Annotated in this window: 19 protein-coding genes and 1 riboswitch; of the genes, 8 read left to right on the forward strand and 11 right to left on the reverse strand. The window is 70.7% G+C overall.

Annotation, left to right across the window (positions count from 1 at the left end; all coding sequences use genetic code 11):
- Positions 1 to 579: 579 nt before the first annotated feature.
- The 3 genes from AMY39116_RS0320060 (at position 580) to AMY39116_RS0320070 (ending at position 2,273) form a co-directional block, all read left to right on the forward strand.
- Complete coding sequence (locus AMY39116_RS0320060) at positions 580 to 1,182, forward strand: 50S ribosomal protein L25/general stress protein Ctc (protein ID WP_020419428.1); 603 nt, start codon at positions 580 to 582, stop codon at positions 1,180 to 1,182.
- Complete coding sequence (gene pth / locus AMY39116_RS0320065) at positions 1,183 to 1,776, forward strand: aminoacyl-tRNA hydrolase (RefSeq protein ID WP_020419429.1); 594 nt, start codon at positions 1,183 to 1,185, stop codon at positions 1,774 to 1,776.
- 137 nt (positions 1,777 to 1,913) lie between these two features.
- Entirely contained in the window at positions 1,914 to 2,273 is a 360-nt protein-coding gene (locus AMY39116_RS0320070) for a DivIVA domain-containing protein (protein ID WP_020419430.1), read from the forward strand.
- Positions 2,274 to 2,431: 158 nt separating this feature from the next.
- Here the strand turns inward: AMY39116_RS0320070 and AMY39116_RS0320075 are convergent, their stop codons facing one another.
- Positions 2,432 to 4,120 carry a fatty acyl-AMP ligase gene (locus tag AMY39116_RS0320075; RefSeq protein ID WP_020419431.1) on the reverse strand — a complete coding sequence of 563 codons (1,689 nt, stop codon included), beginning with the start codon at positions 4,118 to 4,120 and terminating at the stop codon, positions 2,432 to 2,434.
- A gap of 109 nt (positions 4,121 to 4,229) precedes the next feature.
- Between AMY39116_RS0320075 and AMY39116_RS0320080 the strand changes: the two genes are divergently transcribed.
- Positions 4,230 to 4,598 (forward strand): YciI family protein, encoded by a 369-nt coding sequence (locus AMY39116_RS0320080; RefSeq protein ID WP_020419432.1) that lies wholly within the window; start codon positions 4,230 to 4,232, stop codon positions 4,596 to 4,598.
- Positions 4,599 to 4,638: 40 nt separating this feature from the next.
- Here the strand turns inward: AMY39116_RS0320080 and AMY39116_RS0320085 are convergent, their stop codons facing one another.
- A complete protein-coding gene (locus tag AMY39116_RS0320085; protein ID WP_020419433.1) occupies positions 4,639 to 5,268 on the reverse strand; it encodes a DUF5701 family protein in 630 nt (209 codons plus the stop codon).
- The gene (locus AMY39116_RS0320090; protein ID WP_020419434.1) at positions 5,265 to 5,909 is read right to left on the reverse strand and encodes a CatB-related O-acetyltransferase; all 645 of its coding nucleotides are present in this window, start codon (positions 5,907 to 5,909) and stop codon (positions 5,265 to 5,267) included. The genes AMY39116_RS0320085 and AMY39116_RS0320090 overlap by 4 nt, the downstream gene beginning before the upstream one ends.
- A gap of 90 nt (positions 5,910 to 5,999) precedes the next feature.
- Here AMY39116_RS0320090 and AMY39116_RS0320095 point away from each other — a divergent pair, with 90 nt between their 5' ends.
- Together AMY39116_RS0320095 and AMY39116_RS47870 are read left to right on the forward strand one after the other, a co-directional pair.
- Entirely contained in the window at positions 6,000 to 6,629 is a 630-nt protein-coding gene (locus AMY39116_RS0320095) for a TetR/AcrR family transcriptional regulator (RefSeq protein WP_020419435.1), read from the forward strand.
- A 120-nt stretch (positions 6,630 to 6,749) separates the two neighbouring features.
- The gene (locus tag AMY39116_RS47870; protein WP_255346855.1) at positions 6,750 to 6,884 is read left to right on the forward strand and encodes a hypothetical protein; all 135 of its coding nucleotides are present in this window, start codon (positions 6,750 to 6,752) and stop codon (positions 6,882 to 6,884) included.
- Between the two features lie 53 nt (positions 6,885 to 6,937).
- Here AMY39116_RS47870 and AMY39116_RS0320105 read toward each other — a convergent pair whose 3' ends face one another.
- Genes AMY39116_RS0320105 through AMY39116_RS0320115 form a run of 3 tightly spaced genes read right to left on the reverse strand, consistent with a single transcriptional unit; the run spans position 6,938 to position 10,233 of the window.
- A complete protein-coding gene (locus AMY39116_RS0320105) occupies positions 6,938 to 8,692 on the reverse strand; it encodes an ABC-F family ATP-binding cassette domain-containing protein (protein ID WP_020419437.1) in 1,755 nt (584 codons plus the stop codon).
- Complete coding sequence (locus tag AMY39116_RS0320110) at positions 8,692 to 9,654, reverse strand: 4-(cytidine 5'-diphospho)-2-C-methyl-D-erythritol kinase (RefSeq protein ID WP_027936078.1); 963 nt, start codon at positions 9,652 to 9,654, stop codon at positions 8,692 to 8,694. Before AMY39116_RS0320110 ends, AMY39116_RS0320105 begins: the two co-directional genes overlap by 1 nt.
- A gap of 9 nt (positions 9,655 to 9,663) precedes the next feature.
- Positions 9,664 to 10,233, reverse strand: coding sequence for a TetR/AcrR family transcriptional regulator (locus tag AMY39116_RS0320115; RefSeq protein ID WP_020419439.1), 570 nt, complete (start codon positions 10,231 to 10,233; stop codon positions 9,664 to 9,666).
- A gap of 143 nt (positions 10,234 to 10,376) precedes the next feature.
- Between AMY39116_RS0320115 and AMY39116_RS0320120 the strand changes: the two genes are divergently transcribed.
- The gene (locus tag AMY39116_RS0320120) at positions 10,377 to 11,792 is read left to right on the forward strand and encodes a DHA2 family efflux MFS transporter permease subunit (protein WP_235716177.1); all 1,416 of its coding nucleotides are present in this window, start codon (positions 10,377 to 10,379) and stop codon (positions 11,790 to 11,792) included.
- Between the two features lie 47 nt (positions 11,793 to 11,839).
- On the opposite strand, the gene AMY39116_RS0320125 is transcribed toward AMY39116_RS0320120, so the two are convergent.
- The 5 genes from AMY39116_RS0320125 to metG form a co-directional block, all read right to left on the reverse strand.
- Positions 11,840 to 12,853: a methionine ABC transporter ATP-binding protein gene (locus AMY39116_RS0320125; protein ID WP_020419441.1), complete on the reverse strand. Its 1,014-nt coding sequence runs from the start codon at positions 12,851 to 12,853 to the stop codon at positions 11,840 to 11,842.
- Between the two features lie 187 nt (positions 12,854 to 13,040).
- Positions 13,041 to 13,132: riboswitch (SAM riboswitch) on the reverse strand.
- Positions 13,133 to 13,197: 65 nt separating this feature from the next.
- Complete coding sequence (gene rsmA, locus AMY39116_RS0320130) at positions 13,198 to 14,058, reverse strand: 16S rRNA (adenine(1518)-N(6)/adenine(1519)-N(6))-dimethyltransferase RsmA (protein ID WP_027936079.1); 861 nt, start codon at positions 14,056 to 14,058, stop codon at positions 13,198 to 13,200.
- 292 nt (positions 14,059 to 14,350) lie between these two features.
- Positions 14,351 to 15,751, reverse strand: coding sequence for a resuscitation-promoting factor (locus AMY39116_RS0320135; RefSeq protein ID WP_020419443.1), 1,401 nt, complete (start codon positions 15,749 to 15,751; stop codon positions 14,351 to 14,353).
- A 273-nt stretch (positions 15,752 to 16,024) separates the two neighbouring features.
- Entirely contained in the window at positions 16,025 to 16,855 is an 831-nt protein-coding gene (locus tag AMY39116_RS0320140) for a TatD family hydrolase (RefSeq protein ID WP_020419444.1), read from the reverse strand.
- Entirely contained in the window at positions 16,852 to 18,654 is a 1,803-nt protein-coding gene (metG, locus tag AMY39116_RS0320145) for a methionine--tRNA ligase (protein WP_027936081.1), read from the reverse strand. Before metG ends, AMY39116_RS0320140 begins: the two co-directional genes overlap by 4 nt.
- A gap of 62 nt (positions 18,655 to 18,716) precedes the next feature.
- Here metG and AMY39116_RS0320150 point away from each other — a divergent pair, with 62 nt between their 5' ends.
- Positions 18,717 to 19,322 (forward strand): PadR family transcriptional regulator, encoded by a 606-nt coding sequence (locus AMY39116_RS0320150; protein ID WP_020419446.1) that lies wholly within the window; start codon positions 18,717 to 18,719, stop codon positions 19,320 to 19,322.
- The last annotated feature ends 78 nt before the right edge of the window (positions 19,323 to 19,400 follow it).

The raw sequence follows: 19,400 nt of genomic DNA on the forward strand, positions 1-19,400 counted from the left end.
CCAGTGGAACGGCAGTTCGTGAATGAGACGCACTTTCAGGTTCCGGAGTTCCTGAGCGGCCAAGCTGTCATCCGATCGGTTTACACAGAAGCTCCGCACCACCGCCCAACCGCAAGCCGGCGACGCAACGCCACCGACCACCCCAACCAGACCTCCCCCGCCCCCGATCCACAGCCGATCTTTGGTCGCCGACCAGGGTTGTCAAGGCACGCTTTCCCGCCTTGACAACCCTGCTCGGCGACTGAAACACAATCAGGGAGAGGGGGCGGGGGTGGTCGGAAGGTGACCTTCCGGCGCCGCAAGGCGCACCGCCCGCAGGGCGGACTCCCCGGCCGTGTCAGGCGACGCGATGACCACCCGGCTCCGGTGGGGTTGGACCCCAGGTAACCCTTGTGGTTCCGGCCGATTACACTGAACAGGTTGTCTCGGCGAGGCGGGCTCCATGCTGCACCCGGTGCCCGACGTGATCGACGCGGCGGCTTGAGGTCCGCTGCTCGAGCATGTCCGTGGAACTCGCCGCCGATGCGACCACCCGCCATCTGCGCCGCCACGCAAAATTGTTTGAAGGAGTGCTACACCGTGTCCGAGGTACGTCTGTCCGCCGAGCCCCGCACCGAGTTCGGCAAGGGCGCCGCGCGCCGCACCCGTCGCGCCGGCAAGGTTCCCGCCGTGCTGTACGGCCACGGTACCGACCCCCGCCACCTGGCCCTGCCCGCTCTGGAGTTCGCCCGCGTCATCCGTGAGAACGGCAGCAACGCGGTCCTCACCCTCAGCCTCAACGGCGACACCGAGCTGGCCCTGACCAAGACGGTCACCGTGCACCCGATCAAGAACTACATCGAGCACGTCGACCTGCTGGTCGTCCAGCGCGGCGAGAAGGTCACCGTGGACGTCCCGGTCGTGCTGACCGGCGAGCCGGCCCCGGGCACCCTGCAGGTGCAGGAGGTCGACACCCTGTCGATCGAGGTCGAGGCGCTGCACATCCCGGAGCAGTTCGAGGTGTCCATCGAGGGCGCCGAGGCCGGCACCCAGATCCTCGCCTCGCAGGTCACCCTGCCCGCCGGCGCGGTCCTGCTGACCGACCCGGAGAGCCTGGTCGTCGCCGTCAACGAGGCGCAGGCCACCTCCGCGGAGCCCGCCGAGGAGACCGGCGACGAGGCGGCCGAGAGCGCCGCCGAGTAAGTGAGTTCGGACGTTCCCGGGGCCGGCGAGCTGGTTCTGCTCGTCGGCCTCGGCAATCCCGGCCCGCGTTACGCCGGCAACCGGCACAACGTGGGTTTCATGGTGCTCGACGAGCTCGCCGCCCGCGTCGGCGGCAAGTTCAAGACCCACAAGTCCGGCGGCGAGGTCCTGGAAGGGCGTCTCGCCGGGCGTCGCGTCGTGCTGGTCAAGCCGCGGTCGTTCATGAACGTCTCCGGCGGGCCGGTCGCGGGCGCGGCGAAGTTCTACAAGGTCGACCCGAGCGGCGTCGTCGTCGTGCACGACGAGCTGGACGTGCCGTTCGGCGGGCTGAAGCTCAAGCTCGGCGGCGGCGAAGGCGGCCACAACGGGCTGCGGTCGATCAGCAAGTCCCTCGGCACGCGTGACTACTACCGCGTGCGCTTCGGCATCGGGCGGCCCCCTGGCCGGATGGACCCCGCCGATTTCGTGCTCAAGGACTTCTCCACGGTGGAGCGCAAGGACCTCCCGCTGGAGCTGGACCGGTGCGCCGACGCCGTCGAAGCGCTGATCGGCAAAGGGCTGACGGCGGCCCAAAACGACTTCCACGCTGGGTGAGCGTCAGTCACCCACAGGTGTTCCTCTCACCGCTCCATGGTGTTCCAGGGGGACAAATGCTCTTCCGGAGGTTTGATCCGGCGGCTAGGACGGGATTAGGGAAGTTGTCCCGTCCACGCTGAACTGGAGCACTCCACATGTCCCTTTCCGCCGAAGACGTTTATCGAGTCGAGTTCGGTAACGCCCCCATCGGCCGGCGCGGGTACGCCAAGCACGAGGTCGACGAGTTCGTCGAGCGCATCGCCAGGACCCTGGTGGGCGAGGACGACCTGACGGCCGCCGAGGTGCACCACGTCATGTTCAGCAAGCCGCTGCTCGGGAAGCGGGGCTACGACGAGCGCGAGGTCGACGAGTTCCTCGACCAGGTCGAAGACGAGTTCGCCCGCCGAGGCGGCCGCCCCTACCCGGTGCCCGAGGCCCGGACGGTCACGCAGGCGACCGCACCACGCGCGGAAGGCGACCCGGCCGAGATCCCGAAGGTGACCCTCACGGAGTGAGCAACCGTCGAACTCGCGCCTGAGCGCAGACCACACTCCCTGGAACGTGGGGCTCGCGCACACCCGGCGAGCCCCACGCCCAGCGAGCCCTGCGCCCGGCCCCGCGAACCCCACACCCCAGCGAATGAACTCCCCACCCGGGCCGGGTGGGGCGGCGGTCAGGAGGCGGCGTTCTTCGCGATCGCGTCGGCGTACTGGACCGCCGTCGCCGCGCGTTTGACCTTGCCGGACGGCGTCTTGGGCAGGCTGCCTGCCGGCAGGACGACCACCGCGTACGGCCGGGCGTCCACCGCGTCCCGCACCCGCGCCGCGACCTCCTTCTGCAGCCTCCGCTCGGCCTCGGCGTCGCCGGCCAGCTTCGACTCCAGCACCACCGCGAACCGCTCCCGGCGCGTCCCCGCGTCGATCCGCACGGCCACCGCATTGCCTGCCCGCACCCCGTCCACGGCGGTCGCGGCGCGTTCGATGTCCGTCGGGTAGATGTTGCGGCCACCCATGATGATGACGTCCTTGCGGCGCCCGCAGATCACGATCTGCCCGTCGACCAGGTACCCGAGGTCGCCGGTCGCGAGCCAGCCCTCGGCGTCCTGCGTCGGCTTCGGGCCCTCCATCGTCAGGTAACCGGGCGTCACGGCCGGGCCGGTCAGCTGGATCTCCCCGACCTCGCGGTCGCCGAGCACCTTGCCGCTGTCGTCGACGATCCGCGCCTCCAGCCCGTCCAGCGGGCGGCCCAGCACGGCGAACGAGCGGACCTCCTCGGTCCCGCGCCGCGGGTCGCCCTCGGGCACCGGCACCGCCCGGTTGTCCGCCTCGAGCGCGTCGGCCTCGATGACGTCCAGCGTCAGTCCGGTGAACAGCGGCGCGAACGACACCGCGAGCGTGGCCTCGGCCATGCCGTACGCGGGGAACACGCACTCCGCGGGCATCTTGAACCGGGCGCCGCCCTCGACGAACGACTGCACAGCCGACTCGTCGATCGGCTCGGCCCCGTTCAGCGCGATCCGCAGCGTCGACAGGTCGTAAGCGTTTTCGTCCTCCACCCGCTGCAGCCGCTTGCCGACAATGGCGTAGGCGAAGTTCGGGGCCGCGGTGGTGGTGGCGCGGTACTTGCTGATCAGCTCGGGCCAGATCAGCGGCCCGGTGAGGAACTCGGCCGGGGTGATCTTGATCAGCTCCACGCCGAACGTCATCGGCACGGTCAGGAACCCGACCATGCCCATGTCGTGGAAGGTGGGCAGCCAGGACACCATGATGTCCTTCGCGAAGTCGAACTCCGCCCGCTCCACCATGGCCTTGACGTTGGTGTAGAGGTTGCCGTGGGTGATCCGCACGGCCTTCGGGTCGGCGGTCGAGCCGCTGGTGAGCTGCAGCAGCGCCAGGTCGTCCTCGCCACGCGCCACCGGCTCGGCGATCGGCTCGCCCTCGAACAGGTCGGTGATCATCCGGAACCCGATGTTGTGCTCGGTGAGCACCGGCGCGAGCGCGTCGAACGGCTCGCCGAGCACGACCAGCTTCGCGTCGATCATGCCCAGCACCTTGACCGTGTCCTCGGCCCACAGCGCGAGGTCGGTGCGCGGGGTGGGCTGGTGCAGCATCGTCACGCTGCCCCCGGCGAGCCACACCGCCTGCACCGTCGGCGCGATCAGGGCAGGCGCCCCGGCCAGCACGGCGACGGCGCTGCCCGGCTCCAGGCCACCGGCGACGAGCGCGCCGGCCATGCGCCGCGCCTGCTCGTGGACTTCGGCCCAGGTCCGGCGGACCGGCTCCTTCGGCTCCCCGGTGACCATGCCACGCAACTGACCACCCTCCGCAGCGGTGCGGACGAGCGTCTCCACGAACCGACTCATGGCGCTCACCTTATCCGGCGACGAAGTTCCCCGGATCGTCCCGGCGGCGGTGTCGAAACCCGCCCCCGCGCTCCGACCTCCTGGTAAGACAGCCCTTGAGGAGGCACCCGTGAAGTACTTGCTGATCATGCACATGAACCCCGCCGTGTGGGAGTCGCTGGCGGAGGAGGAGCGCAACGCGATCATGAGCGGGCACGGACCGTTCATGGACGCCATCCGCGAGTCCGGCGAGTTCATCGGCACGACCGCGCTGGCCGACCCGTCGAACAGCGCGGTCGTGCGGGTGCGGGACGGCGCGCAGGTGGTGACCGACGGCCCGTACCTGGAGGCGAAGGAGTACCTCGGCGGGTACTACCTGGTGGACGTCGAAAGCCGGGAACGCGCACTGGAACTGGCCGCGATGATCCCGGACGCCGCGGTCGACGGCCTCGGCATCGAGGTCCGGCCGGTGATGTTCTCGGCAGGCACCGAGATGTGAGACCCGGTGCCGGGCGGGGTGGCCCGCCCGGCACCGGCGGTCACACCGCGCGGGAGCCGGCCGAGGCCATGCCCAGCCAGGTGTGCGGGTTGCCCTGCCAGCACCAGCCGAGCTTCGGCGCCCGCTTGCTGATCCAGATCGCCGGCACCCGCCGGTCGCCGCAGCGCGAACCGCCCAGCGAGAAGCACTTGTTCTTGACCAGCACCTCCGGGAAGTGCGTGATCAGGGCGATGCCCTCCTCGATGGTGAGCAGGGTGCGGCTGCGGCCGGCGATCACCTCCATCGCGTCGTTCGGGACCGCGCCGCAGAACTCCTCGCCGCGCTCGACGTCGAACAACAGGTAGGCGTCCGGGGCCGGGAGGTCCACAGTGGACACGAACCGGTCGAGCGATCCGGGTTCGAAGGAGTGGTCGACGAACCCGGGCAGCCTCCCGCGGTGCAGGGTGGTGCGCGGCATCGTCTCCTCGATCGGTGCGACCTTCCGGGTCACGACCAGCAGGAACGGCACGCGGCCCGCCTCCGGGTCGAGGTCGCCGGCCCGGGCCGCGGCGCGCAGCGGCTCGACCAGTGCGCGGAAGCCGTCCTCGTCGAGCCCGGCGAGCGCCGGGTAGCCGCGGTCCACCAGGTTGGCGACCTGGCGGTCGAATTCGGCTGTCACGTCGAACGTCAAGCCCTTACCTCCTTGATCGCGGCGATGTCGGCGGGCGTGCCGGACATGATCGTCCGCACGTGCCGGGTGACCAGTTCGACCGGCCAGTCCCACCAGGCGGCGCGTTCGAGCCGTTCGACGTCCTCCGGCTCGTAGCGAGCGCGGATCGGCCGGGCCGGGTTGCCGCCGACGATCGTGTACGGCGGCACGTCCGCGGTGACGACCGCGCCCGCGGCGATGATCGCGCCGTTGCCGATCGTCACGCCGGGCATGACGGTCGCGCCGTAGCCGAACCAGACGTCGTTGCCCACCACCGTGTCGCCCCGGCTGGGCATGTTCGTGACGAGGTCCAGTGTGGACTCCGCCCACGCGCCGCCGAACATCGTGAACGGGTAGGTCGACACCCCCATCGTCGGGTGTTCCGCCCCGGCCATCAGGAACCGCGTGCCGGAGGCGATCGCGCAGTACTTGCCGATGATCAGCTTCTCCGGCCCGTAGGCGTAGAGGACGTTGCGGGTCTCGAACTCGGCGGCGGCGTCCGGGTCGTCGTAGTAGGTGAACTCGCCGACCTGGAAACGCGGATCGGTGACCAGCGGTTTCAGGAACACCACGCGCGGGTGCTCGGCGAGCGGGTGGAGCACGGTGGGGTCTGGCACGAACACCTCACAGGAGTAAACTTACTACCGACGTAAACTTATCCTGAACGCAGGCTAGTTGTCAACGTAAAAGTAGGACGAGGGTAAGATTCGCTCATGACCGTCACCGGCCTCCGCGAAGCCAAGAAGCAAGAGACGCGGCAGTTGATCTCCGACCAGGCGACCCGGCTCTTCATGGCGAAGGGTTTCGAGCAGACGACGATCGCCGAGATCGCGGAGGCCGCGCGGGTCGCGAAGAAGACCGTGACCAACTACTTCCCGCGCAAGGAGGACCTGGCGTTCGACCACCAGGACCAGTTCGTGGCGAGCCTGGCCCGCACGGTCGTGGCCCGCGAGCCGGGTGAGTCGGCGCTGGCCGCACTGCGCCGGGACTTCCTGGGGGCGGTCGAGCGGCAGGACCCGGTCGCGGGGTTCGCGGGCCCGGAGTTCAGCCGGATGATCGCGGAGAGCCCGACGCTGTCGGTGTGCCTGCGCGGCCTGCACGACCAGCGCGAGGAGGCGCTGGCCGCCACCCTCGCCGAAGCGACCGGAGCCGCACCCGGCGACATCACACCCCGCGCGGCGGCGTCGGTGCTCGGTGGAGTGCACCGGGTGCTGTTCGCGCGCATCCAGGAGCTGACCCTGGCCGGCCGGGACAACCCGGAGATCGCCGCCGTGGTGGGCCCGGAGGCGGAGCAGGCGTTCGCCCTGCTGGAACCCTCACTCGGCGACTACGCCCGCGCCTGACCGGAGACCGGCACCAAGGCCCCCAGTGATGGCTTCGGAGCAACCCGGCGCGCCTACTCCACCAGTTCGGAGGTCTCCAGCCAACGCGCCTCGACGTCGGTGCTCGGTGAGGTGCACCGGGTGCTGTTCGCGCGCATCCAGGAGCTGACCCTGGCCGGCCGGGACAACCCGGAGATCGCCGCCGTGGTCGGCCCGGAGGCCGAGCAGGCGTTCGCCCTGCTGGAACCCTCACTCGGCGACTACGCCCGCGCCTGACCGGAGACCGGCACCAAGACCCCCAGTGATGGCGTCGAAGCAGCCCGGTGCGCCTACTCCACCAGTTCGGAGGTCTCCAGCCAGCGCGCCTCGACGTCCTCGATCTCCGCGCGCACCGTCTTCAGCTCCGTGTTCAGCTCGACCAGCTTGTCCGGCTCGGTGGCGTGCTCGGCGAGCTGCTCGTGCAGCTTCGTCTCCCGCGCGTGCAGCTGGTCCAGCCGCCGCTCCAACCGGGACAGTTCCTTCTGCGCCGCCCGGAACTCCGCCGCGCTGGACGTCTTCTGCGCGGGCTTCGGCGCCGACACCGAGGCACGGGCGGACGCCCGCCGCGACAGGTACTCGTCGATTCCGCCGGGCAGGTGCGTGATCCGGCCGTCGCCGAACAGGGCGTACACCGCGTCCGTCACGCGTTCCACCAGGTAGCGGTCGTGCGAGACCACGACCATCGTGCCCGGCCAGGAGTCCAGCAGGTCCTCCAGCTGCTGCAGCGTGTCGATGTCCAGGTCGTTCGTCGGCTCGTCGAGCAGCAGCACGTTCGGCTCGGCCATCAGCAGCCGCGCCAGCTGCAGCCGCCGCCGCTCGCCGCCGGACAGGTCCTCCACCGGCGTCCACTGCCGCGCCGGCGGGAACCCGAGCTTCTCCGCCAGCTGCGACGCCGACAGCTCCTGCTTGCCCAGCACGACCCGCGCCGAGACCTCCTCGACGGCCTCCAGCACCCGCAGCTGCCCCGGCAGCTCGTCCAGCTCCTGCGACAGGTGCGCCAGCCGCACCGTCTTGCCCTCGATCCGCCGCCCCGCGACCGGCTCGCGCTCCCCTGCCAGCAGCTTCAGCAGCGTCGTCTTGCCCGACCCGTTCACGCCGACCAGCCCGAACCGGTCACCCGGCCCGATCCGCCAGGTGAGCCCCTCGACGACCGTCTTGTCGCCGGCCTTGAGGGTCACGTCCTCCAGCTCCAGCACGGTCTTGCCGAGCCGCCGCTTCGCGAACGACATCAGCTCGGCCGTGTCGCGCGGCTCCGGCACGTCCGCGATCAGCGCCTCGGCCGCCTCGATCCGGTACCGCGGCTTCGACGTGCGGGCCTTCGCGCCGCGCTGCAGCCAGGCCAGCTCCTTGCGCGCGAGGTTGCGCCGCTTTTCCTCCATCGACGCCGCGAGCCGCGCCCGCTCGGCGCGCGCGAAGATCCAGTCCGCGTACCCGCCCTCGTACTGCTCGACGCGGCCGTCGGCGACCTCCCAGGTCCGCCCGCACACCGTGTCCAGGAACCACCGGTCGTGGGTGACGACCACGAGCGCGGACCGCCGCGCCAGCAGGTGGTCGGCGAGCCAGCGCACGCCCTCGACGTCGAGGTGGTTGGTCGGCTCGTCGAGCACCAGCAGGTCCAGGTCGCCGATCAGCGCGGCGGCCAGCGCGACCCGGCGCCGCTCCCCACCGGACAGTGTCGCGGTCGGGTTGTCCAGCCCCAGCTCGGTGATCCCAAGTCCCTCCACAATGGACCGGACCCGGGCGTCGGCCGCCCACTCGTGCTCGGCGTCGAAACCGGCGAGCACGGCGTCGCGGATCGAACTGCCCTCCGCCAGCTCCGTGCGCTGGGTGACCACCGCGAGCCGCAGCCCGCGGACCTGGCTCACCCGGCCGGAATCCGGCTCGGCGAGTCCGGAGAGGACCTCCAGCAGCGTGGTCTTGCCACCGCCGTTGAGGCCGACGACGCCGATGCGCTCGCCTTCGCCGACGCCGAGGGAGACGTTGTCCAGCAGCGGGCGGACCCCGTAGGACTTGGAGACCGCCTCGAGGTTGATCAAATTCGCCACTACGCGTGCACCTGCGGAGGAGTGGGCCGGTGTTCGTCGCCGCCGACGAGCCGCGCGCCCGGCACCGGGCCGTGCGCGACCCGCACCGTCCGGCACACGCCGGCCCCGGCCAGCTCGGCCGCGACCTCGAGCGCGGACTCCGCGTCAGCGCACAGGAACGCGCACGTCGGGCCGGAACCGGACACGGTGCCTGCCAGCGCGCCGGCGTTCACCCCGGCGCGCAGCGTGCGGCGCAGGCCGGGCCGCAGCGACACCGCGGCGGCCTGCAGGTCGTTGCCGAGCAACAGGGCCAGCTGACGCGGGTCGCCGGAGGCCAGCGCCTCGACGACCGGCGCGTGCGAGCCGACGCGCGGCGGGTTGCCGGTCTCGCGGAGCCGGTCGAGTTCGGCATAGACGCGCTCGGTGGACAGTCCGCGCTGGTCGAACGCGAGCACCCAGTGGAAGGTGTGCCGCGACAGGACCGGCACCAGCTGCTCGCCGCGGCCGGTGCCCAGCGCGGTGCCGCCGTAGAGCCCGAACGGCACGTCCGAGCCGAGCTTCGCGGCGATCCCGGCGAGCTCGTCGCGCCCGATGTCCAGCTTCCACAGCGCGGCGAGGGCGACCAGCGTGCCCGCGGCGTCGGCGCTGCCGCCCGCCATTCCACCCGCGACGGGGATCCCCTTGCGGAGGACCACCCGGACGTTCGAGGCCCCGTCGGTCTTGCCGACGTGCGCGGCCAGCGCCTCGACCGCGCGCCACGCGAGGTTGCTGGCGCCGGTGGGCACAACCTGCTCACCCTCGCCGTAGACCTCGACACCCGGCTCCTCGGCCAGCGCGACGGTGACCTCGTCGGTCAGCGAAAGCGCGTGGAAGACGGTCGTCAGGTCGTGGAAACCGTCCGGGCGCAGGTCGCCGACCGACAGGTGCAGGTTGATCTTGGAGGGCACCCTGACGGTGACAGGTGGCGGTACGACGGCGAGCACCAGTCAAGCCTACGTGCCCGCCGGAGAGCGCGGAGAGGCAAGCTCCAGTGCGACGCGCAGCGCCACGTCGGCCGACTGCTCGCTCGGGTTTTCGTCCAGGAACTGCGGGTTGTTGCCGAGCATGAGCGCGACCAGGGCGAGCCGGGAGCGCAGCTGGTCCTCGGGGCTCGCGTCGGCGGGGACGAGGAAGGTGAACAGCCCCTTCATCCGTGTCGCGAGCACGTGCCCGGCGTGCAGGTCCTTCAGCGCGGGCTGGTTGTCCTGCATGAACCGCATGATCGGGCCGAACCGGCCCTGGATCAGGTCGGAGAGCCTGCGCAGCAACTCCTCGCGGGCCTGCGCGGGATCGTCCTGGGCCCGCGCCCACTCGATGATCTCGTCGAGCGAGGCGCCGATGTCCTCGATCAGGCTGTGGACGATGTCTTCCTTCGTCCGGAAGTGGTAGTAGAGCGCGGCTTTGGTCACCCCGAGCGCTTCCGCGATCTCCCGCAACGACGTCTTCTCGTAGCCCTGCTCGACGAACAGGTCCAGCGCGATCTGCTGGATGCGCTCGCGCGTGTCGGTCCGCCGCCCCGCCATGACCGTCCTTCCTGAGGAACTCTCAAACTTGCTTGACGCCCGGCTAGGAATGGGCCTACCGTGTCGGCAGCGCCATTACTTGTCGGCCGACTAGTAATGCTTGCTCTCAGTCTAACCCAGTTCTCCACCAGGGGGTTTCCACCATGACGACAACCACTCCGGCGCCGGTGACGGCGCCGGCCGACTCGAGGAAGTGGTGGGCGCTCGCCGTCGTCGGGCTCGCCCAGCTCCTCGTCATCATCGACACCACCATCGTCAACATCGCGCTGCCCACCGCGCAGGCCGACCTCGGCATGTCCGACGTGGCCAGGCAGTGGGCGATCACCGCCTACACGCTCACCTTCGGCGGTCTGCTGCTGCTCGGCGGACGGCTGGCCGACCGGCTGGGCCGCAAGAACACGCTCATCGTGGGCGCGCTCGGCTTCGCCGCCGCGTCCGCGCTCGGCGGGATGGCCACCGGCTCGGGTCTGCTCATCGCCGCCCGCGCGGCCCAGGGGGTCTTCGCCGCGCTGCTGGCGCCGTCCACGCTCTCGCTGCTGACCATCACCTTCACCGAGGCGAAGGAACGGGCCAAGGCGTTCGGGATCTACAGCGCCATCATGATGTCCGGCGGCGCGGTCGGGCTGGTCGCCGGTGGCGCGCTGGCCGAGTACGCGTCCTGGCGCTGGTGCCTCTACGTGAACCTGCCGATCGCGGTCGCCGCCGCCATCGCGGGCTGGTTCGTGCTGCCGAACGTGCCGGGCCACCGCTCGACGCGACTGGACTGGATCAGCGGCGCGCTCGGCAGCGCGGGGATCGCCGGGCTTGTCTACGGCCTCTCCGAGGCCGCGACCCGCGGCTGGGGTTCGGCAGTGGTGCTCGGCACGCTGGCCGCGGCGGTGGCGCTGCTGGCCGGGTTCGTGTTCCGGCAGGCCCGGGTCCGGAACCCCCTGCTGCCGCTGCACGTCCTGGCCGACCGCGCCCGCTCCTCGGGCTTCCTGACCATCGCCGTCGCGGCCTTCGGGATGTTCGGGATGTTCCTGTTTCTCACCTACCAGCTGCAGGCGATCATGGGCTTCGGCGCGCTCGGCGCCGGCCTGGCGTTCCTGCCGTTCCTGCTGGGCAATGTCACGGTCTCGACGCTGCTGACGCGCCGGCTGATCCCGCGGACCGGGCCGCGCCCGCTGCTGGTGACCGGGCTCCTGCTGATGGCCGCCGGGCTCGCCGGGCTGACCCAGCTGTCGGTCGACACGTCCTACTGGGGCCTGGTCCTGCCGGTGGAACTGGTGCTGGGCGCGGGCGCCGGGCTGGCGATGCCGACGGTCATGAACATCGCGACCGCCCGGGTGGAGCCGAAGGACTCGGGGGTGGCGTCGGCGTTCATCACCACGTCCCAGCAGGTCGGCGCGTCGATCGGCACGGCGTCGCTGAACACGATCGCGGCGAGCGCGACCGCCTCGGTCGCCGGCCTGGCCCTGCCCGCGGCGACCGTGCACGGCTACGCCGTGGCGAACGGCTGGGCCGCGGCGATCGTGGCCGCGGGCGCGATCGCGGTCGGGGTCCTGGTGCGGGGCAAGTGAAAACGAGGAGGGGCGCCCGGCCGGGACGCCCCTCCTCGCGTGCCTGGTCAGGCCGCGACGATGCTCTTCGGGCCTTCCTTCGGGTGCACGACGTGCGCTCCCCGGTCGGCGATCCACGCCAGCGCCGCGTCGGCCTGGCTGCCGTTGACGCCGACGCGGAAGCGGGCCACCGGGGTGTCCCCGACGCGGGTCAGGCCGCCGCCGATGGTGGCGAGCTCGACCTCGAACCGGGCGGAGGCCTCGGGCAGCAGCGCGCCGACGGCCGCGAAGCCGATCAGCACCACGTCGACGGACCGGTCGTAGCTCGACGACTGGCTGCGCGGCGTGTCGATCGGGGGCAGCAGGCTCTGCGCGACCTTGCTCGCCGGGTTGGCCAGCAGCTCCAGCACGGTGCCCTGCTCGACGAGCCGCCCGTCCTCCAGCACCGCGACCCCGTCGCAGACGCGCCGCACCGCGGCCCCGTCCTGGGTGGTGAGCAGCACCGTCACACCCAGCTCCGCGCGGGCACGGTCGAGGACGGTCAGCACGGCGCCGGTCTCCTCGGCGCCGACACCGGCGGTCGGGTCGTCGGCGAGCAGCACGGCCGGGCCCGCGGCCAGCGACCGCGCCAGCGCGACGCGGCGGCGCTGGCCCGGGGTGAGTTCGCTCGGCCGCAGCGCGGCGCGCTGGGTCAGGCCGGCCAGGTCGAGCAGGCGGCCGACGCGGCTGCGCCGCTGCGGGCCCTCCAGGCCGAGCTGCTCCAGCGGGGCCGCGACGTTGCCCGCCACGGTGCGCTCGGCGTGCAGCACCGGCTGCGCGTCCAGCACCGCGACCTGGCGGCGCACCTCACGCAGCTTCCGCCCGTCGAGGCCGGTGGTGTTCAGCCCGTCCAGGCGGACGACGCCGCGGTCGGGCTTCTCCTGCAGGGCGATGCACCGGGTGAGGGTGGACTTGCCGGAGCCGGCCGGGCCGACGACGCCGAACAGGGCGCCGGCGGGCACCTCGACGCTCACGTCCCGCAGGGCGTGGACGGGCTTGGCGGCACCGGGGAAGGACTTGGTCAGGTTTTCGACAGTGATCACGAATGGCTCCAGCACAACGGGCGCGAACGCGCCGACCGCACACCAAGGAGACCGTCTACAGAGGACGGTCAGGCGAAGTCAGGAAATGGTGGTGAAGGGAAAGCGGTCAGCGACGACACGCACAGACCGTGCGACGACATTCGTCGACGACGCGGCGCCTCGTGAGCATCGTGCGGTACACAGGAATCCTCCATCGGTCCTGGCGTTAGCACCTGCCCCCGGGTGGGGTGGTTGCTGCGGCTTCGGCGAGCCAGGTCTCTCAGCCGCTCGGGATGGATACCTCAAAGAGTAGAACGGACTTCACATCTTTTTGGCAAGTCCCTGGTCCGGATCAGGGTGCGAGATCACACAAACGGTGGTAAGGACTTGCTCGCGGCGATCTTGGCGAAGTCCCTTACCCCCAGTTGCTCGCCCCGAGCGCGGGGGTCGACGCCGGCCGCGCGGAGGATCGCCTCGGCCTTCTCCCCCGAGCCCGCCCACGACGACAACGCGGCACGCAGCGTCTTGCGACGCTGGGCGAAGGCGGCGTCGACGACGGCGAAGACCTCGTCCCGGTCCGCGTCCGACACCGGTTCCGCGGCGCGCTCGAAGCCGACGAGCGCGGAGTCGACGTTCGGCACCGGCCAGAACACGGCGCGCGGCACGGGCGCGACCTTGCGGGCCGGGCCGTACCAGGCGAGCTTCACGCTCGGGACGCCGTAGGTGCGGCTGCCGGGGCCCGCGGCCATCCGGTCGGCGACCTCCGTCTGCACCATCACCAGGCCGTGCGCCAGCGACGGCAGCTCGGCGAGCAGGTGCAGGACCACCGGGACGGCGACGTTGTAGGGCAGGTTGGCGACGAGGTGCGTGGGCTGGTCGGCGAGGTCCTCGGCGGCGAGCTTCAGGGCGTCCTGGATGTGGACGGTGAACCGGGCGGCGGCCTCGGGGGCGCGCTCGGCGACCGTGGCCGGCAGGCGCTCGCCGAGGACCGGGTCGATTTCGACGGCGGTGACGTGCGCGCCCGAGTCCAGGAGGCCGAGCGTCAGCGAGCCGAGGCCGGGGCCGACTTCGAGGACGTGGTCGCCTTGGCCCACCCCGGAGAGGTCGACGATGCGGCGGACGGTGTTCGGGTCGTGCACGAAGTTCTGGCCGAGCTTCTTCGTGGGACGCACGTCCAGCTCGGCGGCCAAGCCACGGATCTCGGCTGGTCCGAGCAGTGCTGTCACGGGGATGGATCGTAGCCGCTACGCGGGTGTCCAGGGCGCCGGGCTTCGCTTCGCTACGCCCGGGTCTGCTCCTCCCGAACCCGATCTTTCAGTGTTCGGTTGCCGAGACACCGCGTCAAGCCGGGAAAGCGTGGCTTGACCCGGTGGCTCGGCAACCGATTTGGCTGGGGATCGGGTTGCGGGAGAGGGGTGGTTCGGGGGGTTTCGGGCTTTCGTTGCCGGGTGCCGGTACGCGGGAAAAAAAGATGACCCCGGCCACCGGCCGGGGTCATCATGTGTGTGCTGTCGGGGATCAGCTGGTGGCCTTGGCGCCGCAGACGGGCCAGGCGCCGTAGCCGCCGCGGTCGTCGCGCACCTTGGTCGCCACCGCGATCTGCTGCTCGCGCGTGGCCTGGTGCGGGTAGGCCGCGTACTGGTCGCCGCCGTAGGCGTCCCACGTGCTCTTGTTGAACTGCAGGCCACCGTAGTAGCCGTTGCCGGTGTTGATCGACCAGTTGCCGCCGGACTCGCACTTCGCGATGGCGTCCCAGATGGCGCTGTCGCTGATCACCGGCTGCTTGGTGCCGACCCGGACGATCTTCGGCTTGGCCTCGACGATCACCTTCGTCGAGAGCTCCTCGCGGGCGGTCTCCTTGCCGTTGCGCTTGGTGATCCGGTAGGTCACCAGCTTCTTGCCCGCGGTGCCCGGGTCCTGGACGACCTCGTCGCCCGCGTCGAGGGTCGCGTCCTTGATCTCCTGGACCGGAGGATCGATGTCCTCTTCCTGGTTGATCACGGTGACCCCGGTGCGCGAGATGTGCACCTCGGCGCCGTTGGTCAGCTTGAGGGCCAGGCCGCCCTCGATCTCGTCGTCCGGGCCGAGCGACATGCCCTGCTCCGCCAGGAACTCCTCCGCGGTGATCGCGGTGGTGCTGATCTGCCGGGGGGCGGCGTCGCCGTCGTAGACGGTGATGTTCTTGAGGGTCTTGACCTCGACGGTCGCGCCGTCGAGGGGCAGCTCCGCGTCCAGCGGCATCGAGTACGCGGTGCCCGGGCCGAACTGGCCGCTCAGGCCCAGCTGCGTGATGGCTTCCTGCAGGCTCGTCGCGCGAACCCAGGACTCGCGGGCGACCCCGTCGACGACCAGGTTCAGCTTGCGGCCGCGCTCCAGCTTGATGACGCCGCCGTCACCGACCGGCGCCTGCGGCGAGGGGGACAGCGCGTCGTGCTCACCGACGGTGAGACCGGCGTCCTCGAGGACCTCGCCGACCGTCTTGCCGAAGCTGTGCACGGTCTGCGTGTGGCCGTCGACGTCGACGGTCACGCTCTTGTTCATGGCCAGGGCGGCGGCGCCGCCACCGGTGAGGCTGATCAGGAGGGCCAGGACCGAGCCGCGGAGGAACCGCCGCTTCCAGGTCTTGACCGCGGAGACGAGGGCCTTCTCCGGCTCCTCCTCGGCCTCCACGGCGGCCGTGCGGTCCTGTGCGGCCGCGTCCGGGATGGCGAGGGCCGGGAGCATCGTGGTCTCGGCGTTGATCAGCCGGATCAGCTCGTCGACGTCGATCTCGGCCTCGGCCATGAGATCGTCCGCGTCGTTGCCCAGCACCGTGCGGATGTCGTGCTCGGTGACAGCCAGGTCGTCCGAGAACGCGTCGGCGTCGGGCCAGTCGAGGGTGCCCACCGCGCCACCACGGCTGGACTCGAACCAGTCCATCGCCTCAGTCGGACGCGCGTCGGCCCATCTACTACCAGTCACAGCAGGTCGATCCCTTTCGCACTACGGCTCCCGAAGTCTTCGCCATCCCCGATCCCGACCTGCACTGGCTTGACTCCGGGTGTCCCGCTCTTCGCCCGGTTGGAGCGATCATGCGGCACGGTCACGGGACAGTAACGGACCCCGCGAGGTTGCGCAAACACCGGGCGGAATGTCGTGGCGTTCGTCACTCCTCCAGGTGGATGGTTGATTTCCACGGATGTCGCAGTCCGTTCAACCCGCTGTGACGGACGGCAGCCGGAACACGCGTTCGGCCGTCTCCGACACCGCCGAACAGACCTGTTCCAGCCCCTCCGAACGGAGGTCGGCGAGGAACGCGACCGTATAAGCGGTGCAGTACGGCTCGTTCGGCCGTCCGCGGAACGGGTGCGGCGTCAGGAACGGCGCGTCGGTCTCGACGAGGAACTGCCCGGAGGGCACGAGCCGCGCCGCGGCCTGCAGCGCGCGGGCGTTGCGGAACGTGACCGTGCCGGCGAACGACAGCACGTACCCGGCGTCCACGCACCGGCGTGCGATGTCCTCGTCGCCGGAGAAGCAGTGGAACACCACGGTCTCCGGCGCGCCCTCCTCGTCCAGGATCCGCAACACGTCGGAGTGCGCGTCCCGGTCATGGATCATCAGCGGCTTGCCGACCCGCTTGGCGAGGTCGATGTGCCAGCGGAACGCCTCCTGCTGGGCGTCCGGCGGCGAGTAGTCCCAGTAGTAGTCCAGACCGGTCTCGCCGACCGCGACCACCCGGTCCTGGCGCGCCAGACGCTCTATTTCGGACTGTTCCGCCTCGCCGAAGTCCTTGGTGCGCGTGGGATGGATGGCCACCGCGGCCCACACCCGCTCGTCCCAAGTGGACGCTTCCGCGGCCCAGCGGGCGGCGTCCAGGTCGTCGGCGACGGTCACCATCCGGGTCACCCCGGCCGCCGCGGCGCGGTCGGCCAGCTCGGCCACGTCGGCCGCCGTGACCGCGCCGCAGGCGTCCAGGTGCGTGTGCGAGTCGACCACCGGCGCCGGCAGGCGCTCCGGCACCGGTGGCCGTTCCTTCTTGCTCACTGCGCGATCGGGGCCCACTCCGGACCGGTCTCGCCGAGCTTCGGGTCGAGCTTGGCGAACAGCGGCGTCGGCTTGGCCAGCGGGCGGCCGACCTCGATCGGGATGGACTCCCAGCGCGCCTGCTCGGCCGCGTAGTCGCCGGTCAGGATCGGGTTGATCCGACCGGGGATGTCCAGGTCCTCGACGTCCTGCAGCTCCGGCTGCGCGGCCCACACGCCGGTGCCGCCCAGCGCCTCGTGCACCTTCTGCGCCGAGTGCGGCAGGAACGGGGTGAGCAGCGTGTTCGCGTCCGACACCACCTGCAGCGCGGTGTGGAGAACAGTGTCACGCCGCGCAGTGGCATCAGCGTCGTCCTTGAGCTTCCACGGCTCCTGGTCGGACAGGTACCGGTTGGCCGCGGACACGACCCGCATCGCCTCGGTGGCCGCGAGCTTGAACCGCGACCGCTGCAGGTGCCCGCCGACGGTCTCGAACGCCTTGCGGGACAGCGCCTTCAGCTCCTCGTCCGCGGGCGCCGGCTTGACCGGGGCCGGGATCGCGCCGTTGTTCTTGTGCGCCATCGAGATCGAGCGGTTGACCAGGTTGCCCCACTCGTTGGCCAGCTCGAAGTTGGTCCGGCGGACGAACTCGTCCCAGGTGAAGTCGGTGTCCTGGGTCTCCGGGCCGGCCACCGCGATGAAGTAGCGCAGGGTGTCCGGGCCGAACTCGCGCAGGAAGTCGTTGACGTAGATGACCGTGCCGCGCGAGGTGGAGAACTTCGACCCGCTCATGGTCAGGAACTCCGACGACACGATCTCGTCCGGCAGGTTGAGCTTGCCGTACGGGCCGACCTGGCCGCCCTTGTCTCCCGCGCCGTTGTGGCCGAGCAGCAGCGCGGGCCAGATCTGGGCGTGGAAGGTGATGTTGTCCTTGCCCATGAAGTAGTAGCCGCGCGCCTCCGGGTTGGTCCAGAACTCCTGCCACGCGTCCGGGTTCCCGCTGCGGCGGGCCCACTCGACGCTGGCCGAGAAGTAGCCGATCACCGCGTCGAACCACACGTAGAACCGCTTCAGCGGCTGGTCGCGCCACCCGTCCAGCGGGATCTTCACACCCCAGTCCAGGTCGCGGGTGATCGGGCGCGGCCGCATGTCGTCGAGCAGGTTCTTGGTGAAGTTGACGACGTTGGGCCGCCAGTCGGTCTTCGTCGACAGCCACTTGCCGAGGCTCTCGGTGAACGCGGGCAGGTCGAGGAACAGGTGCTCGGTCTCGACGAACTTCGGCGTCTCACCGTTGATCCGCGACTTCGGGTTGATCAGCTCCGCGGCGTCCAGCTGGTTGCCGCAGTTGTCGCACTGGTCGCCGCGCGCGCCGTCGTAACCGCAGATCGGGCAGGTGCCCTCGATGTAGCGGTCCGGCAGCGTGCGCCCGGTGGACGGGCTGATCGCGCCGGTCGTGGTCTTGGGCACGACGTAGCCGTTGCGGTGCAGCGCGAGGAAGATCTGCTGCGTGACTTCGGCGTGGTTGCCGGTGCTGGTGCGGGTGAACAGGTCGTAGGTCAGCCCGAGGCCCTGCAGGTCCTGGCCGATCTGGCGCGTGTACTTGTCGGCGGTCTGCTGGGAGGTGAGGCCCTCCTTGTCCGCCTGGACCGTGATCGGCGTGCCGTGCTCGTCGGTCCCGGACACCATGAGCACCCGGTTGCCGGCCATTCGCTGGTAGCGCGAGAACACGTCCGACGGGACGCCGAAGCCGGAGACGTGGCCGATGTGACGGGGCCCGTTGGCATAAGGCCAGGCCACCGCCGTCAACACAGGGATGCTCATGCCTGTTTAGCGTACGGATGCCGTCTCGTGCATTGTTACCTGGGAAGGCTTAAGGAGGTCGGGTGTCGCCGACGCGGCTGCTGGTGCTGGGCGTCGTACGGATGTACGGCCGGGCGCACGGCTATCAGGTGCGGCGTGAGCTGCTGGCCTGGTCGGCCGACCGCTGGGCGAACGTCCAGCCCGGGTCGATCTACCACGCGCTCAAGAAGATGGCGGCCGAAGGCCTGCTGGAGGCGGTGCCGGACGAACCGGAGGGACGCGGCCCGGACCGGATCGCCTACCGGCTGACCGACGACGGCGAGACCGAGTTCCAGGTCCGGCTGGCCCAGATGATCGCGGAGACCGAGGGTGACGGGGCCCAGGACGCGTTCGCCTTCGCCGCCGCGCTGACCTTCCTGCCCTCCCTGCCCCGCGACCGGGCCCTGTCGCTGCTGCGGCACCGCCTGACGTGGCTGGAGGGCCAGCTCGCGACCACCCGCAGCGTGCTGGACGGCGGAGTCAACTGGGGCCACCCGGAGCACGTCGGCGAGCTGTACCGGCTGTGGGGCACGAACGTCGAGGCGACCATCGAGTGGCTGCGGGGCCTGATCAAGCGCCTGCAGGACGGCGAGTACGTCATGGCCGACGACCCGGGGCGCCACTTCGGCGCACCCCCGGAGATCAAGTAATCAAATTTGACTACGGCGCGATAGTTGGGGCAGAGTGGCCGCCATCACTAGTCAAATTTGACTACTGAATCAAGGGGG

It is taken from the genome of Amycolatopsis sp. ATCC 39116 (assembly GCF_000231075.2).
Classification (GTDB): Bacteria; Actinomycetota; Actinomycetes; order Mycobacteriales; family Pseudonocardiaceae; genus Amycolatopsis_E; species Amycolatopsis_E tucumanensis.

Coding starts and splice junctions, on each gene's coding strand:
- AMY39116_RS0320135 (WP_020419443.1), bottom strand. CDS start 15,751: ATGGACTGGTTCGAGTCCAGCCGTGGTGGCGCGGTGGGCACCCTCGAC.
- AMY39116_RS0320120 (WP_235716177.1), top strand. CDS start 10,377: ATGACGACAACCACTCCGGCGCCGGTGACGGCGCCGGCCGACTCGAGG.
- metG (WP_027936081.1), bottom strand. CDS start 18,654: ATGAGCATCCCTGTGTTGACGGCGGTGGCCTGGCCTTATGCCAACGGG.
- AMY39116_RS0320095 (WP_020419435.1), top strand. CDS start 6,000: ATGACCGTCACCGGCCTCCGCGAAGCCAAGAAGCAAGAGACGCGGCAG.
- AMY39116_RS0320115 (WP_020419439.1), bottom strand. CDS start 10,233: ATGGCGGGGCGGCGGACCGACACGCGCGAGCGCATCCAGCAGATCGCG.
- AMY39116_RS0320070 (WP_020419430.1), top strand. CDS start 1,914: ATGTCCCTTTCCGCCGAAGACGTTTATCGAGTCGAGTTCGGTAACGCC.
- AMY39116_RS0320075 (WP_020419431.1), bottom strand. CDS start 4,120: ATGAGTCGGTTCGTGGAGACGCTCGTCCGCACCGCTGCGGAGGGTGGT.